This is a genomic window from Kutzneria chonburiensis (assembly GCF_028622115.1).
Lineage (GTDB): Bacteria > Actinomycetota > Actinomycetes > Mycobacteriales > Pseudonocardiaceae > Kutzneria > Kutzneria chonburiensis.
In genome coordinates this window covers 1670456-1685803 of record NZ_CP097263.1, presented here as the reverse complement: position 1 = coordinate 1685803, position 15348 = coordinate 1670456, and the positions used below count along the sequence as shown (strand labels likewise).

Genomic DNA, 15348 nt, shown 5'->3' with positions numbered 1-15348 from the left:
CTCTACGACGCCGAGCCAGTGAGTTCCGCGAGGTCCTTCCGAGGGTCCTCCGCGCGTGGAGTGTCCGGGCCCAGGTAGTCGGTCCAGCCGCGGATCACCGACTCGTAGCCGCGGATGGCGACGTCGCGCTGGCCACGGGCGGCGGCGATGGCCGCCTCGCCGTGCTCGCAGATCAGATTGCAGGAACGGCCGGCGGCGGTGTCGTTGCGCGCCGCGCCGAACTCGACCTCAGCCCGGTCGACCTCGCCGGCCGCGACCAGAACCATGCCGAAGGTGTGCCTCGAGCACAGCGTCATCCGCTCGTCCGGACCGAACAACCGGGTGCGGATGGCCACCACGTCGGCCATGTGCGTGACGGCCTCATCGGCTTGGCCGTCGGCCAGTACGCCGGCCAGGTACGCCCGGGTATGCAACGTCACGCGGTCTTCGGCACCCCACACCCGCATGGCCTCGTCGACGATCCCGCGCAGGTCCCGCTCCGCCTCCGCGCGCTCCCCGAGGTGTGCGTGGATCGTCGCCCGTACGGCCCGCGCGATGAGCAAGCCGTTGCGGTGCTGCACCGGGTGGTAGTGCGGGACGGCCGTGTCCAGCATCGCGACCGCCTCCTGGTAGCGGCCGAGAAAACGCTGCCAGGTGCCCAGCGCCAGCACGGCGTTCAAGGTGACCGGATGGGCGTTGCCCAAGTGCCGGCGGTCCAACTCGACCAACCGCTGATACTTCGTCTCAGCCACGTACGGCTGCCTGTCCGACAGCCGGGCGATCTGCGTCTTGCGTTCGGCCAGCAGCTGGCTGCGGCGCAGCCGGCTGTGCAGGTGCAACGTCCAGTCCACAGTGATCCCTCCCCTTGGGACGGATCCTAACAGCGGTGGTCAGCGCCGCGGGCCCAACTCCTTCGACCACAGCACGGTCCCGGAGTTGTCGCGCAGCCGTACCGTCATCGCCTCGGTCTCGGCGGATATCGCCACCTGGCCGAAGAACTGGAACTCGGTGGCCGGCGAGGCGTTGGCGTACGGCGGGGCCTTGACGAAGACCTGCTGCGCGCCGAAGGTCGTGTCGACGGCGTCCGGCGGGAAGGCGCCGGCGTTGAGCGGGCCGGAAGTGAACTGCCAGAAGGGATCGAAGTCCTGATAGGCGGCTTTGTCCGGATCGAAGTAGTGCGCGGCGGTGTAGTGCACGTCGGTGGTCAGCCACACCACGTTGTGGATCCGGTTGCGCTTGAGGAACGTCAGCAGGTCGGCGATCTGGAGCTCACGGCCGAGCGGCTTTCCGTTGTCTCCCTGGGAGACCGCCTCGAACCTGCCGCCGGCGTCGGCGACCACCTCGCACAGCGGCATGTCGTTGGAGATCACCTTCCAGCGGGCCGTGGACCGCTTCAGCTCCCGCTTGAGCCAGGCCGCCTGCTCGGCGCCGAGAATGCCGCCGTCGTTGAACGCCTGCTTGTCCGGCGAGTTGGCGTCCCGGTACCAGCGCATGTCCAGCACGAACACGTCCAGCAGCGGCCCGTGGTGCAGCACCCGGTAGATCCGGTTCTCCCGGTCGTACACCGGATCGATCGGCACGTACTCGTGATAGGCCTGGCGGGCCCGGTACTTCAGCACGTCCACCCGCTTCTCGGTGTAGAGCGGGTCGTCGAGGATCTCGCCGGGGTACCAGTTGTTGTGCGTCTCATGGTCGTCCCACTGCTGGATCTGCGCCACCTCGGCGTAGAACCGCCGCAGGTTCTCGTCCAGCAGGTTGTACTTGTAGTTGCCGCGGAACTCGTCCAGCGTCTCCGCGACCTTCGACTTCTCCGCCGTGACGATGTTGCGCCACAGGGTGCCGTCCGGCAGCGTGACCGTCGGCTCGATCGGGTCGTCGGCGTAGATGTTGTCGCCGTTGCACAGGTAGAAGTCCGGGTCAAGACGGCGCATCTGCTCGAAGATCCGGTAGCCGCCGCGGGCCGTGTCGATGCCGAAGCCCTGCCCGCCCAGGTCGCCCGACCACACGAAGGACACGTCCCTGGCCCGGCACGGCACCGTCCGCAGCCGGCCTTGGACCGGCGCACCGGCCAGCGAGCTGTCGTGCAGGTCGACCGGTGTCACCCGGTAGTAGATGTCCGTGCCGTCCGGCAGGTTCGGCAACACCGTTTTGCCCGTGAAGTCCGACCCCGGCAGCAGCAGCGCCCCCGGCACCGTCCTCGCCCGCCGGAACGTCGGGTCCGTGCCGAACTCCACCATCATCCTCGACGGCCGGTCCGCACGGGTCCACACCGTCGCCTGGCCCGCCAGCACATCGCCGCTCTGCACCCCGTGCGTCAACACCGGCCGGCCCGCCCGCACCAGCCCCGGCGCCGCAGTGGCCGTGCCCGCCGCCATCACCACACCGCCGCCGGCCGCGAGGGCGCCTCGGAACAGGGTTCGCCGGGACAGAGACATCGGTGGACCTCCAGGGTTCGCGGTTCCCCAGCTTCCTATCCCGCCGTGACGAACGCCAGGTGGCCGCCGGGTGAAGGTCTCACGTTGTCAGCTCATCCATGATCTCCTCCAATGCGTCCGGCGCCGTGCCGATCACTTCTGGCAGAGTCTTGAACCACTCCCCCAGTAGAAGCACCTCTGCCACGGCGCGCCGGTCCATCGCCGGCTTGGCCCGCAACACCGTCAACAATGCCTCGGCCAGGTGCTCCCGATCCGTGATCATCCTGGCGATCTCCTCGGCCCGGTCGAAAGCACCGGCACCGGCCAGCAATTCGGTAACGTCTCGCAACGCCGTCGCACGGCAAAAGGGGTCCACTATCCCAGTGGCAATCTCGACGGACTGATCAATGTGCCCCACGCTCGCAGCCGCTCGTGCCACCTTGGCGAGCGCCTCGGACTGTTGATAGGGGTCCGTAATGGCACCAATCACCTCCTCAGCGTGGTCCAGATGTCCGCCCAGCGCATGGGCTCGCGCCACTGCCGCCATCGCGGAGTTCAGTTGGACGTCATCGGCGATCGTGAAAAGGAGGTGGCTTACCCGCTCAGTATCGCCTGTTAATGCGAGCACCCCTGCCAGTGCGGCAGCCGCCTCATCACGGGCGCTGGTCCGCCGACACGTCCGGACGATCCGTTCGACAGGCTTGAGTACCTCGGCCGCGCGTTCGCTGCTGTCCGTCTGAGCCAATCCAGTTGCCACCGTTGCCAGCAAACCTGCTCGCATCTCGCGGCCGACCACGGACCGCGCCGTCGCCTCTGCGTTGAGAAAATCACCAGCGGCGATGAGTGAATGCACCACCATGATGAACCCCGCAGTCCGCTCCCCATGTCTGCGGTCCATACGGGCAAGCCGCTTAGCCCGCCTGAACGCGTCGGTTGCCTCACCGATCCGACTTGCCTCGGCAAGGCTCTCGGCTGCTGTCGCAAGGGCATCGGCTCCCGACGCCGAAGAGGACACCGCGCAGCAGACTTGCTCAGCCCGGTCCAGTTCGCCGCCCAGTGCGAGCGTGGTGGCGAGATGCCTCAGCGTGAGCACATTGTCGATCCCGCCAGGCTCGCACGAGACGACCTCCAGAACGCGGTCGATCATCCTCCCCGCAGCAGCGCAAGCCCCTGCCCTGGCCAGCTCCTCCGCCGCGCTGGCCAGCGCTTCGCCAGTGGCGACGACCGCGCGGCGAGCGGTCGACTCGGCACGCAGCAGAAAACCGGCCGCTTCTTCGTACCGGCCCGAAAGGGCCTCCGCCTCACCCAACTTGGCCAGCGCCGCCGCCAGGACCACTGGGCTCGCAATGGAGTCGGCGAGGCGTGTGGCCTGGTCGATGTCACCGATCGCCACGAACGCTTCCACCACGGCCAGCAACCGATGGGGCCGCTCCTCCCGGCCGAGCAGCTCCGCATGACCGAGCGTGTCGTGTGCCTGCTCGGCGCGACCAGCCCGGCCCTGCTCGCGCCCAAGAACCACCAAGGATCTCGCACGCTCGTGGGCGTCCTTGATCCGCCACGCGATGTCTGCGGCACGGTCCAGGTCTCCAGCCGCAGCCCACACTTCGACCAACAATCCATCGATCATCCCACTGACGATGTCAAAGCGGGCGTCGTCGGTGTCGGCGAACTTCTCCGCGACATCATCGGCGGCGTGCGCCAGGTCCATGACCAGATCGCCGGCACCGACCCGAGCCAACTCGGTCGCCAGTGAAGCAAGCACCTCGAGCTTCGTGTCGAAGTCGTCCGCCAGACGACGGCGAAAAGCTTCCCCAGCCGCGTACGGACATCCCTATATCGGTGGAAGTTCCCCACCGCCGCCTGTCCCGCGGCAACGGGCACCAGCGCTTCGGCCAAGTGAATCGGATCGTCGACGGAGTTCGCCAACGTCTCGGCGCGGTCGATGTGCCCAGCCGCGACCATGGCGGTGACCACTGTCCTCGTTTCCTTGTCGCGCTCGTCGGGCCAAGGAATGGCTGCCAGCATCGCCTCGGCTCGATCGACATTATCCGTAGTCGCGACGATCGCGGCCGCCACCTTGGCCAGCGCGGCTGCGTGGTCGAAGTAGTTGGTCAGCGCGTGGGCATCACGTTCCGCGCGAGCCAGTAGTTCAGCCACCCGTTCACCCTGACCGGTGGCGGCCATCGTCTCGGCCAGCCGGACAAACGCTGCCACTCGGTCGTCGAGAGAAAGGATCGAGTTGGCGATGGCTTCAGCACGGTCGACCTCGCCAAGGAGGGCCCAGGCGGCGGGGACTTCGATGGGCATTTTGCTGTTACGGCTGGTCAGACGGTCGCGGTGGATGGCGAGGCGGGTCATCGCGACCAGGTCGGGCTGATCGTGCGCGGCGAGGGTCTCCATAGCGGTGGTGATCTCGGCGAGTGCTGCGGCGTCCCCGCCGGTGAGGGTGAGGAGTCGGTCCTGGCGGTGGAGATCGGTTGCACAGGAGACCAGCTCGGGATGCGCTGAAGCTGCTGTGAGCATGCGGAAATATCCATGCAGGAGGTAATCGGGGGTGTGGGAAGGCCAGAGCTGGGACCGGAAGTCCTGCGCCCACGAGTGGAGGCGGGAGCGGTAGGAGGCCAGTCGGAAAGGGCCGAGGAGGGAGCCGGCCATGAGTTGGAGTTCCTCGTGGCCGAGGAGGAAAGCCTCCGCGCCGTAGCGAGAAGGCCGGGAAGAGAAGCTGCGGCCGGCGACGGTCCGGAGGCATTCATCGATCTGCCATGGCAACAAACCGGTGAGCTGGACGAGGTCGGCAGCGGTGAGACCGCCGACGGCGGCGGTCACGAGGCCGAGGACGTCCTGTTCGGCGTCGTTGCCGCTGAGGAGGCGTTTGAGGTCCTTCTTCATCTCGACGCCCATCGCCCGGGCCTGAGGGGACGGAGCGAGCGGGCGAATGACGGCGGCGGAGCGAAGCGGGTGGTGGTCGGGGACATCCTCGGGAACGGGAGGATTGGGGCGGCCCGCGACGATGACGTGCATGCCGGCGGGCAGGTGGGAGGGGAGTAGCGCGGCGATGCTGTGTTCGTGGCCGGTGCGATCCTCGTCGAGACCGTCGACGAGCAGCACGAAGTGCTGGCCACGGGCCTGACAACCACGGGCGGCGGCCTCCAGCCGAGCTAACAGGTGTGCTTCACGGGTCGACTCGGTGAGCAGCGGCGGCATCGACTCGCCGAGCAGGGCCAGCAGCTGCTCGAGCACGTTCTCGATGAAGGCATTGCGGTCGTCCTGGGCCGCCAGACGCGCAGTAACGAAAAACGACACGATCTGCACGTTCTGCGGCGGATGCAGAGCGAACCACGACATCAACGCGGTCTTCCCGGACCAGGCCTCGGCCCGCCACCACGCATAGCCGGCCGGACCGGCGCAGAACGCGGCGAGCTCGGCGAGTTCGGACTCACGACCGAGCAGCGCCGGCGGGGCGATGCGTTTGACCTGCTGGCGGTACTGGGTCCGGACCAATGCTGACGGCATGACCTGGATGTTGATCGCGTGGTCGCCGGTCGACGTGATGCCCGTGTTGTCGCCACCTACCGCTGCACCCGAATCGACGTCCACCGCGCGAGCCTGGCCATACCGCCAACAGTCGTCCAGAGGGATCACCCGAACGGGCAGGGGTGACGTCAGAGGGCTCGGCGATTATCGTTACATGTTGAAACGTTAATCACCGGGAGCGGCGATGGCGAAGTCCCTGCAAGAACTGTCGGACCGGCTCGAGATCCAGGATCTGCTGGTCGACTACAGCTACGCGGTGGATCGGCGGGAGTGGGCGGCGCTGGACGAGGTGTTCACGGCGGACGCGAAGATCGATCTGACGGCGACCGGGGGTGTGAGCGGGGAGCTGGCGACGATCAAGCGGTTTCTGGCGGGCACGCAACGGCATTTCGCGGCGTCGCAGCATCTGGTGGCGGCGAGCAAGATCGAGCTGGCCGGGGACACGGCGAGCGGGCGGACGATGTGTCACAACCCGTTGGTGTTCAAAGGGGGCGAGGTGATGTTCGTGGGCCTCTGGTACATCGATCGGTTCGTTCGTACGGAGAAAGGCTGGCGTATCGCGGAGCGGGCGCAGGAACTGGCGTTCTTCCACAACGCGCCGGCGGAAGTGGTCAGCCGCGCGTCAAGGAGCGAATGAGCTCGGCGCTGCGGCGAGGGCGGCGGTCGGCGTCGAAGAGGCCGAACGACACCGTATGGCCGGCGAGCCACTCGTAGTTGTCGATGCCGGTCCAGATCGACACGCCCTCGATCCGCATGCCGTTGGCCTGCGCGGCGGAGATGTGTTCGAAGGCGCGCAACAGGTACTCGCAGCGGGCGGTGTCGTCCAGGCCACCGGTGTCGCCGTATCCGATCTCCGCCACGACGAAGCGTGCGTCGGGTAGTTCCCGGTGCAGCCGGGCCAAGACATCGGCGAGGCCGTCGGGCCAAGGAACGTAGCCCAACGGACCCGGCCGGCCGTCCGGTGGATACGGGGCCAGCTCGCCGGTCGAGGTCACGGCCATCGCGTAGTAGTAGGAGATCCCGATCAGGTCGAACGCGTTGGCGTAGCGCGGTGAACGGGCCAGCCGCAGCCACGAGTCCCACACCACGGCGTCCACTTGGGACAGTTGAGCGTCGGCCGGATACAGCGGCAGCACGGCTTCGTTGCTAGAGATGGGTTTTCCGGTCGCACGAAGGCGCAACGCGGCCTCGAAGTCGCACGTGTGCACGGTGGCCAGCACGGCCGCGAACTCCCGTGGATCGCGGTGCCCGGGCGGGAAAGTGCCGGTCAGATAGGCCTTCTGCGCGTACGTCGTCGGCAGGTTGAACGGCATCCACCCACCGACCAGGTCACCGAACACACCGGCGGCAAGGTCCACCCATCGCAACCACGTCTCCAGCGCCCCCGCCCCGGCGAAGCCACCGCGATCGGCGAACCACACCGGAATCGCACTGTGCAGCAGGCAAACCCAAACGCGGAGTCCCTCATCCCGGGCCGCGGACAACACCGCCCGGTAATGGTCCACCGTCGCCTGATCGACCTGTCCCTCGATCGGTTCGACCCGAGCCCAGCTGATCGACAACCGGTGATCGGTCGTGCCGAGGTCCCGTAGCAGCGCGAAGTCCTCCCGGTAGCGCCGCGCGAAGCCGCTGCCGTCGCCGGAGGCCGGGGCGGCCGGCCAATGGAACCAGTCGTCGGCCGGGCAGGCGCCCTCGACCTGCACGGACGACGCGCCGGTCCCCCACCACCACGTGGCCATCGGATCACGCTCCCGGGGCGGCGGTCGAGCCACGCGGCACGAGCGCGGGAATCTGCGCGGCATGGGACGACGGCTGCCGCTCGGCCATGACGTCGAACAGGGTCTGGGCGACGTCGGCGCCGAACGCGAAGATGTCGTGCCGCATGGCCGACAGCGTAGGGCGGGTGAGCTGGCAGAGCTGGGAATCATCCCAGGCCAACAGGGACAGGTCGGCCGGAACGGACAGGCCGAACTCGGCGGCGACGCCGAGCGCGGTGACGGCCATGATGTCGTTGTCGAAGACGATGGCGGTCGGCCGGTCGCCGGACAGCAGCAGCGAGCGGCAGGCGCGGCCGCCCTGGTCGGCGGAGAAGTCGGCGACGACGGTCCGGGCGGACAGGCCCAACGCGCGTGCAGTGGCAGTGAACGCGTCGGTGCGGATGACGCTGTGGCCGAGCTCGGCCGGCCCGCTGACCCGGGCGACGGACCGGTGCCCGATGGCCGCGAGGTAGCGCACGGCCTCGGCCATGGCGGTGGCATCGTCGGTCCACACCGAGGTGAACGGCCCGGCCAGGCTCGGATCGCCGACCACGACGGCGGGCAGGCCGATCTCGGCCAGCGCGGGGATACGCGGATCGTCGACCCGCAGATCGACCAGGATGCTGCCGTTGACCCGGTTGGCGCCCCACCACTCGCGGTGCACGTCGATCTCCCGCTCCGGCTCGACCAGCCGCAGCAGCAGCGAGCACGAGTGCTCGCTGAGCACGCTCTCGATGCCGGCGATGAACTCCATGTAGAACGGCTCCCGGCCGAGCATCCGGGCCGGCCGGGCGATGGCCAGCCCGACCGAGTGCACGGCCCGGCCGGACAGCGACTGCGCCGCCTGGTTGGGGCTCCACCCCAGCTCGCGGGCGGCCCGCAGGATGCGGTCCTTGGTCGCCGTCGACACACCCGGTTTCCCGTGCACCGCAAGGGTGACGGCCGAGGGCGACACGCCCGCGTGCCGGGCGACGTCCTTGATCGTCACCTTGCGCCCGCTGTCCGCCCGACTCACCAGGTTGTCCGCCTTCCCCGACCGCTGTCCCTGACCTGAATCGTACGAGCTCGGTCGCCCTCGCCGGTGCCTGGGATTTCCGAACTCACGGTAGACGAGCGGCCGCGGTTCGTCTATAAAACGTTCTAGTTCAACGCGCCGCCACAGCTCGTTGAAGGGACACGCCGATGGGTCCACGGAGTTGTGCGGTGGCGGCCGCCGGGCTGATCGCCGCAGCCACCAGCAGCGCGATCCCCCTGGCCGTCGCTCAATCGTTTTAGTACCAGCGAGGAGTCCGCCATGCGCAGAACACCGGCCGCCATCACCGTGGCGGCGCTCGTGCTGTCCTTGTCGGCCTGCGGCGGGAACGCCGGCCAAGCCGCCGGCGACGCCCCGTCGCCGACCGATCCGGCGCAGGTCACCGGCGCGATCACCGTGCTGACCAATCGCACCGACCAGGTGCAGGACGGCACCCTGGACGGCTATGCCAAGCGGTTCAACCAGATCTACCCGCACGTGACGGTGAAGTTCCAGGGGCTCACCGACTACGAGGGCGACGTCAAGATCCGGATGAACAGCGCGGACTACGGCGACGTGCTGTCCATCCCGGCCGCCGTGCCGCTCAAGCAGTACCCGGTGTTCTTCGCCGCGCTGGGCGACGCCACCGACCTGGCCAAGACCTACGACTTCACCGACCACGCCACCGTGAACGGAAAGGTCTACGGCATCGCCAACATCGGCACGGCCAACGGCTTCGTCTACAACAAGGCCGTGTGGCGGCAGGCCGGCGTCACCGACTGGCCGACCACGCCGCAGCAGTTCCTCGACGACCTGCGGGCGATCAAGGACAAGACCGCCGCCACGCCGTACTACACCAACTACCACGACGGCTGGCCGCTCACGAACTGGGGCAGCGCGCTCGGCTCCCCCAGCTGCGACACCGCGGCCAACGACAAGCTGGCCGACACCGATCAGCCATGGGGCAAGGGCAAGGACCTGAAGACCGTGGACGGCCTGCTGTACGACATCGTGCACGACAAGCTGTCCGAGGCCGATCCCAACACCACCAACTGGGAGAACTCCAAGGCCCTGATCGCCACGGGCAAGGTCGCCACCATGTGGCTGGGCTCGTGGGCCGTGGTCCAGATGCGGGCGGCGGCCAAGAACGCCGGCGCCAACCCGGACGACATCGGCTTCATGCCGTTTCCGTCCCAACAGGACGGTCACTTCTGCTCGGTGGTGCGGCCGGACTACCAGTACGCGGTGAACGTCCATTCCGAGCACAAGGCGGCCGCCCGGGCCTGGTTGGACTGGTACATCACCAAGTCCGGAGACGCGCAGGCGGCGCTGTCGATCTCCTCGGTCAAGGGCACGCCGCTGCCGTCCGACCTCGCGCCCTTCCAGGCCGGCGGCGTCAAGTTCATCCAGCTCAGCAATGCCAAGACGGCGCTGGTGGACGAGATCGACAAGGCGTCGGAGATCGGCCTCAGCGCCCAGGACTATCCCCGGCGCATCGTCGACGTCGCCCGCGGCGCGGCGGCCGGCGATCTCACCGGCGTGTTCGACGATCTGAACCGGAAGTGGTCGCAGGCCAAGGGATCCGTCGGATGAGGCCGCGGTGGTTCACGCCCTGGCTCTACCTGCTGGCCCCGCTGGCGCTGCTGGTGACCTTCACCTACCTGCCGGTGCTCGACATGATCGGCTACAGCTTCACCGACTGGGACGGCCTCAGCCCGACCAGCGACGTCGTCGGCCTGCACAACTACACGGACCTGTTCACCCGGCCTGAACTGTTCCAGGTGTTCACGGTCAGCCTGTTCTACCTGGCCGGCTCGGCGGTGCAGATCGCCGCCGCGCTCTACTTCGCCACCGTGCTGAGCTTCCGCACCAGACTGCGCACGCTGTTCAAGGGCATCCTGTTCTTCCCGTACCTGATCAACGGCGTGGCCGTCGGCTTCGTGTTCCTGTACTTCTTCCAGCCCGGCGGCACCCTGGACACGGTATTGCACCAGGTCGGCGTGGGCCCACGGCTCTGGCTCGGCGATCCCGACCTGGTCAACCCGTCGCTGGCCGCGGTGTCGGTGTGGCGTTTCATGGGATTGAACATGGTGCTGTTCATCGGGGCCATCCAGTCCATCCCGCCCGACCTGCACGAGGCGTCCGCGCTGGACGGGGCCAACCGCTGGCAGCAGTTCCGCCACATCATCGCGCCGGCCATCCGGCCGATCATCGCGCTGAGCGCGATCCTGGCCATCTCCGGCTCGCTGTCGGTGTTCGAGATCCCGTTCATCATGACCGGCGGCGCCAACAACAGCGAGACCTTCGTGATCCAGACGGTCAAGCTGGCCTTCACCTTCGACAAGACCGGCCTGGCCTCGGCGGCCGCCGTGGTGCTGCTGCTGATCGTGCTCGCGGTCACCTGGGTGCAGCGGCGGCTGTTCCCCGACGAACGGGTGGAGCTGACGTGATGCGCGCGGTGAAGTACGTCTGCCTGGTGGCGGCCAGCGCGGTGGTTCTCGTGCCGTTGGTCGCGATCGTGCTGACCTCCTTGCGCACCAGTCGGGAAATGGCCGACCAGAGTCCGCTCGCGGCGCCGGCCGACTGGTTCAACCTGCACAACTACGTGGTCGCGTTCACCGACGGGCACATGCTGCGGGCGCTGGGCAACACCGCGTTCATCCTGTTCTTCTCGGTGCTGGGCACGGTGGTCATCGGGTCGATGACCGCGTACGCCGTCGACCGCTTCCGGTTCCGGTTCCGGCGGGTGGTGCTGGCCGGGTTCCTGGTCGCCGCGCTGGTGCCCGGGGTGACCACGCAGGTCGCCACGTACCAGATCGTGAACGGGCTCGGCGCGGTCGACACCCGGTGGGCCCCGATCCTGCTGTACCTGGGCACCGACATCGTGTCGATCACCATCTTCCTCCAGTTCGTCCGGTCCATCCCGGTCGCGCTGGACGAGGCCGCCCGGCTGGACGGCGCCGGCTCGTTCACCATCTACCGGCGGATCATCCTGCCGCTGCTGCGACCGGCGATCGCCACCGTCGTGATCATCAAGGGCGTCGCCGTGTACAACGACTTCTACGTCCCGTTCCTCTACCTGCCCGACGACAGCCTCGGCACCATCTCCACCTCGCTGTTCCGGTTCAAAGGCCCGTACGGGGCGCACTGGGAGGTCATCTCGGCCGGCGCGGCGCTGGTGATCATCCCCAGTCTGCTCGTTTTCCTTGCGCTGCAACGGTTCATCTACAGTGGACTGTCGGCCGGGGCCACGAAGTAACCCATGGAGGAACACATGTTGGTCAGCACCCCGCTGCACGGCTGGACCCTGTACGGGCCGCGGCTGCCCGAGACCGGGATTCCCGCCAGGGTGCCGGGATGCGTGCACACCGATCTGCTGGCGGCCGGGGTCATCCCGGACCCGCTGCTCGACCGCAACGAGCTCGAGGTGGCGTGGGTCGGCCGCAGCGACTGGCGCTACCGGACGCAACTGCCGGCGGGACAAGGACATGAGCGCACCGACCTCGTCTTCGACGGTCTCGACACCGTCGCCGCGATCTCCGTCGACGGCCGGCCCCTGGGCCACAGTCGCAACATGCACCGGTCCTATCGTTACGACGTCACGGGACTGAGCGGCGTCCTGGAGGTGGACTTCACATCGGCCTACGCGGAGGCCGACCGGCTACGGGCGGAGCTGGGCGCGCGGCCGAACTCCTACCCCGAACCGTTCAACTTCGTCCGCAAGATGGCGTGCGCTTTCGGCTGGGACTGGGGGCCGACTCTGCCCACCGCCGGCATCTGGCGCGCGGCCCGGCTGGAACACTGGTCGGTCGCACGGCTGGCCGAGGTGCGACCGGAGGTGACGCTTCGCGCTGACGGCAACGGCCATGTCGCCGTCCACCTGATCGTCGAGCGCACGGGCCGAAAACCAGTCACCGCAACGGTGTCAATCGCCGGACTGGCAACACACGTCGCCCTGGAGCCCGGGCAGGACACGGCGACCGTGGAGATCATTGTCCCCGATGCCGACGTCTGGTGGCCCCGCGGCTACGGCGGCCAACCCCGCTATCAGTGCCGGGTTGTGTTGTCTTCGAACGGATCCGCGCTGGACGAGTGGACGCGCCGGGTCGGCTTCCGCCGGGTGGAGCTCGACACCTCGGCCGACGAGCACGGCACCGGTTTCACCTTCGTGGTCAACGGCCGCAGGGTGTTCGCGCGCGGCGTGAACTGGATCCCCGACGACATCTTCCCGTCGCGGATCACCCCGGCCCGCTACCGCGAACGCCTCGGACAGGCGGCCGCGGCCGGCGTCGACCTGGTCCGGGTGTGGGGCGGCGGCATCTACGAGGACGAGGCCTTCTACGACGTCTGCGACGAGCTGGGACTGATGGTGTGGCAGGATTTCCTGTTCGCCTGCGCCGCGTATCCGGAGGACGAGCCGGTGCGCGCGGAGGTCGAGGCCGAGGCGCGGGAGAACGTCGTCCGCCTCATGCCGCACCCGTCGCTGGTGCTGTGGAACGGGAACAACGAGAACCTCTGGGGCTACGTCGACTGGGGCTGGCAGCGGGAGCTGGCCGGGGCCGAATGGGGCGAGGGCTACTACCTGGACCTGCTGCCGCGCATCGTCGCCGAGACCGATCCGACCCGTCCGTACTGGGCCGGCAGTCCCTGGTCCGGGTCGTGGCAGCAGCACCCCAACGATCCCGACCACGGCACCACCCACTCGTGGGACGTGTGGAACCGCCGCGACTACACCGGCTACCTGGACGATGTGCCACGGTTCGTGGCCGAGTTCGGCTGGCAGGCCCCGGCGGCGTACGCGACGCTGCGCCGGGCGATCACCGACGAGCCGCTGTGGCCCGATTCGCCGGGAATGCTGTTGCACCAGAAGGCCGACGACGGCCTCGGCAAGCTCGCCCGCGGTTTGACCCCGCACTTCCCGCCGCCGGCGGACTTCGACACCTGGCACTATCTGACACAGGTCAACCAGGTGCGGGCGGTGGCCACCGGCGTCGAGCACTGGCGGTCGCACTGGCCGCGCTGCACCGGCACGATCCTGTGGCAGCTCAACGACTGCTGGCCGGTCGTCTCCTGGTCGGCGATCGACGGCGACGGCCGGGAGAAGCCGCTCTACCACGAGCTCAAACGGCTCTACGCGGACCGGCTGCTGACCTTCCAGCGCCGGGACGGGCGACTGGTGCTGGCCGCGGTGAACCAGAGCCGCCAGGCCTGGATCGGCTCGATCGAACTGCGTGTCGTGCACGTCGACGGCTCGATGCGAGGGCACACGATTCCTTTGGAGGCAACGCCGGACAGCGTCAGCCTGGTCGAACTGCCGACCGGCATCGAGGATCCGTCCCGGGAGCTCCTCGTGGCGGACTGCGATGGCCTGCGGGCGACCTACTTTGCCGCCGCTTTCCGTTACCCCAAGCCAGATTTCCGTATCGACGTGGACGAGGAGTCCGTCACGGTTACCGCTAACACCGTCCTGCGAGACCTGCTGTTGCAGGCCGATCGCCTGTCCCCCGACGCCCGTACGGATCGTGGCCTGGTCACGTTGCTCCCCGGCGAGAGCGTCGTCTTCCGGGTGTCGGCCGAGGTCGACCCGGCCACCGTGCCCGGAGCCATCCGTTGTATCGAATCCCATGAGAGGTAGGCATGAACCGAAAGATCCTGTTAGGACTGACGGCCGCGGCGCTGCTGCTGTCGGCCGCGCCGGCCAACGCCACCGGTCCGTCCACACCGGACTCCGTGCGAACCCTGTTGCGACAGTTCAGCGGCAACCATGTGATCAGCGGCGTGCACAACAAGGAACCGCTGAGCAATCCGGGACAGTACACCGGCCAGGCCCACTCGATCACCGGCAGGTGGGCCGGCCTGTGGGGCGGCGAGCTCGGTTTCCGCGCCGACGACATCGGCAACCGGCAGAGTGTGGTCAACCAGGCCAAGATCGAGTGGAGCCACGGCTCCCTGGTCAACCTGACCTGGCACATGTGCCGGCCGGACGTGGCCAGCTGCGAGTTCGACGGCGGCGTCAACGGGAGCAGGCTGTCCGACGCCGAGTGGCAGCAGCTGATCACCGACGGCACCACGCTGAACAAGGACTACAAGGCCAAACTGGACACGGCCGTGCCCTATCTCCAGCAGCTCAAGAACGCCGGCATCCCGGTGCTGTTCCGGCCCCTGCACGAGATGAACGAAGGCTGGGCCTGGTGGGGCGGCCGCCCTGGCCCCAACGGCAGCGCCCGGCTGTTCCAGATCACCCACGACTACCTGCTGTCCAAGGGCCTTACCAACATCGTCTGGGTCTGGAACGTCAAGGACACCGACGCCAACAACGGATCCGCCGGCGTGGCAGCCTTCTATCCCGGCGACAACTACGTGGACGTGGCCAGCCTCGACCCGTGGGTGCACGGCTGGCCGACCAGCGCCTGGTACCAGGCGATCCTGGCCGTCGCCCACGGCAAACCCGTGTCGCTGGCCGAGGTCGGCACCGTGCCGTCGCCGTCGCAGCTGGCCGCCCAGCCGCGCTGGACCTGGTTCATGATCTGGTCCGACTACCTGACCTCGGCCAACAGCCCGGCCGGCCTGCGGGCGACCTTCAACTCCCCGCGCGTGCTCAGCCAGGGCCAGTTCACCGTCCCGAGTTCCTGACCAGGAAAGGACAACTCTC

The 15348-nt window shown here is 68.2% G+C and carries 12 protein-coding genes; 6 read left to right on the top strand and 6 right to left on the bottom strand.

From position 1 onward, the window contains the following. Nucleotides 1-2 precede the first annotated feature (2 nt). The 4 genes from M3Q35_RS07820 to M3Q35_RS07805 form a co-directional block, all read right to left on the bottom strand. Entirely contained in the window at nucleotides 3-830 is an 828-nt protein-coding gene (locus tag M3Q35_RS07820) for a tetratricopeptide repeat protein (RefSeq protein WP_273940980.1), read from the bottom strand. A gap of 39 nt (nucleotides 831-869) precedes the next feature. Then, nucleotides 870-2414 (bottom strand): alkaline phosphatase D family protein, encoded by a 1545-nt coding sequence (locus tag M3Q35_RS07815; protein ID WP_273940979.1) that lies wholly within the window; start codon nucleotides 2412-2414, stop codon nucleotides 870-872. Nucleotides 2415-2493: 79 nt separating this feature from the next. Then, nucleotides 2494-4101: a hypothetical protein gene (locus tag M3Q35_RS07810; RefSeq protein WP_273940978.1), complete on the bottom strand. Its 1608-nt coding sequence runs from the start codon at nucleotides 4099-4101 to the stop codon at nucleotides 2494-2496. Next, nucleotides 4017-5990 (bottom strand): hypothetical protein, encoded by a 1974-nt coding sequence (locus tag M3Q35_RS07805; RefSeq protein WP_273940977.1) that lies wholly within the window; start codon nucleotides 5988-5990, stop codon nucleotides 4017-4019. The genes M3Q35_RS07810 and M3Q35_RS07805 overlap by 85 nt, the downstream gene beginning before the upstream one ends. Nucleotides 5991-6111: 121 nt before the next feature. Here M3Q35_RS07805 and M3Q35_RS07800 point away from each other — a divergent pair, with 121 nt between their 5' ends. Then, nucleotides 6112-6564, top strand: a complete 453-nt coding sequence (locus tag M3Q35_RS07800) for a nuclear transport factor 2 family protein (protein WP_273940976.1) — start codon at nucleotides 6112-6114, stop codon at nucleotides 6562-6564. Here M3Q35_RS07800 and M3Q35_RS07795 read toward each other — a convergent pair. Together M3Q35_RS07795 and M3Q35_RS07790 are read right to left on the bottom strand one after the other, a co-directional pair. Next, nucleotides 6539-7666 carry a family 1 glycosylhydrolase gene (locus M3Q35_RS07795; RefSeq protein ID WP_273940975.1) on the bottom strand — a complete coding sequence of 376 codons (1128 nt, stop codon included), beginning with the start codon at nucleotides 7664-7666 and terminating at the stop codon, nucleotides 6539-6541. The two genes, M3Q35_RS07800 and M3Q35_RS07795, sit on opposite strands and share 26 nt — an antisense overlap. Nucleotides 7667-7670: 4 nt before the next feature. Then, nucleotides 7671-8699: a LacI family DNA-binding transcriptional regulator gene (locus tag M3Q35_RS07790; protein ID WP_273940974.1), complete on the bottom strand. Its 1029-nt coding sequence runs from the start codon at nucleotides 8697-8699 to the stop codon at nucleotides 7671-7673. Nucleotides 8700-8978: 279 nt separating this feature from the next. On the opposite strand from M3Q35_RS07790, the gene M3Q35_RS07785 reads away from it, so the two are divergent. Genes M3Q35_RS07785 through M3Q35_RS07765 form a run of 5 tightly spaced genes read left to right on the top strand, consistent with a single transcriptional unit; the run spans nucleotide 8979 to nucleotide 15329 of the window. Further along, nucleotides 8979-10289 (top strand): ABC transporter substrate-binding protein, encoded by a 1311-nt coding sequence (locus M3Q35_RS07785; RefSeq protein ID WP_273940973.1) that lies wholly within the window; start codon nucleotides 8979-8981, stop codon nucleotides 10287-10289. Then, nucleotides 10286-11146 (top strand): carbohydrate ABC transporter permease, encoded by an 861-nt coding sequence (locus tag M3Q35_RS07780; protein WP_273940972.1) that lies wholly within the window; start codon nucleotides 10286-10288, stop codon nucleotides 11144-11146. Before M3Q35_RS07785 ends, M3Q35_RS07780 begins: the two co-directional genes overlap by 4 nt. Then, nucleotides 11146-11955 carry a carbohydrate ABC transporter permease gene (locus tag M3Q35_RS07775; RefSeq protein ID WP_273944283.1) on the top strand — a complete coding sequence of 270 codons (810 nt, stop codon included), beginning with the start codon at nucleotides 11146-11148 and terminating at the stop codon, nucleotides 11953-11955. The genes M3Q35_RS07780 and M3Q35_RS07775 overlap by 1 nt, the downstream gene beginning before the upstream one ends. Before the next feature lie 15 nt (nucleotides 11956-11970). Beyond that, the gene (locus M3Q35_RS07770; RefSeq protein WP_273940971.1) at nucleotides 11971-14331 is read left to right on the top strand and encodes a glycoside hydrolase family 2 protein; all 2361 of its coding nucleotides are present in this window, start codon (nucleotides 11971-11973) and stop codon (nucleotides 14329-14331) included. Between the two features lie 2 nt (nucleotides 14332-14333). Beyond that, on the top strand, nucleotides 14334-15329 hold the full coding sequence (locus tag M3Q35_RS07765; RefSeq protein WP_273940970.1) for a glycoside hydrolase family 26 protein: 996 nt from the start codon (nucleotides 14334-14336) through the stop codon (nucleotides 15327-15329). Nucleotides 15330-15348: the final 19 nt, after the last annotated feature.

What these genes read in the sequence shown, in the direction of transcription:
- M3Q35_RS07815 (WP_273940979.1), bottom strand. Translation starts at nt 2,414, where the DNA reads ATGTCTCTGTCCCGGCGAACCCTGTTCCGAGGCGCCCTCGCGGCCGGC.
- M3Q35_RS07810 (WP_273940978.1), bottom strand. Translation starts at nt 4,101, where the DNA reads ATGGACCTGGCGCACGCCGCCGATGATGTCGCGGAGAAGTTCGCCGAC.
- M3Q35_RS07800 (WP_273940976.1), top strand. Translation starts at nt 6,112, where the DNA reads ATGGCGAAGTCCCTGCAAGAACTGTCGGACCGGCTCGAGATCCAGGAT.
- M3Q35_RS07795 (WP_273940975.1), bottom strand. Translation starts at nt 7,666, where the DNA reads ATGGCCACGTGGTGGTGGGGGACCGGCGCGTCGTCCGTGCAGGTCGAG.
- M3Q35_RS07785 (WP_273940973.1), top strand. Translation starts at nt 8,979, where the DNA reads ATGCGCAGAACACCGGCCGCCATCACCGTGGCGGCGCTCGTGCTGTCC.
- M3Q35_RS07780 (WP_273940972.1), top strand. Translation starts at nt 10,286, where the DNA reads ATGAGGCCGCGGTGGTTCACGCCCTGGCTCTACCTGCTGGCCCCGCTG.
- M3Q35_RS07775 (WP_273944283.1), top strand. Translation starts at nt 11,146, where the DNA reads ATGCGCGCGGTGAAGTACGTCTGCCTGGTGGCGGCCAGCGCGGTGGTT.
- M3Q35_RS07770 (WP_273940971.1), top strand. Translation starts at nt 11,971, where the DNA reads ATGTTGGTCAGCACCCCGCTGCACGGCTGGACCCTGTACGGGCCGCGG.
- M3Q35_RS07765 (WP_273940970.1), top strand. Translation starts at nt 14,334, where the DNA reads ATGAACCGAAAGATCCTGTTAGGACTGACGGCCGCGGCGCTGCTGCTG.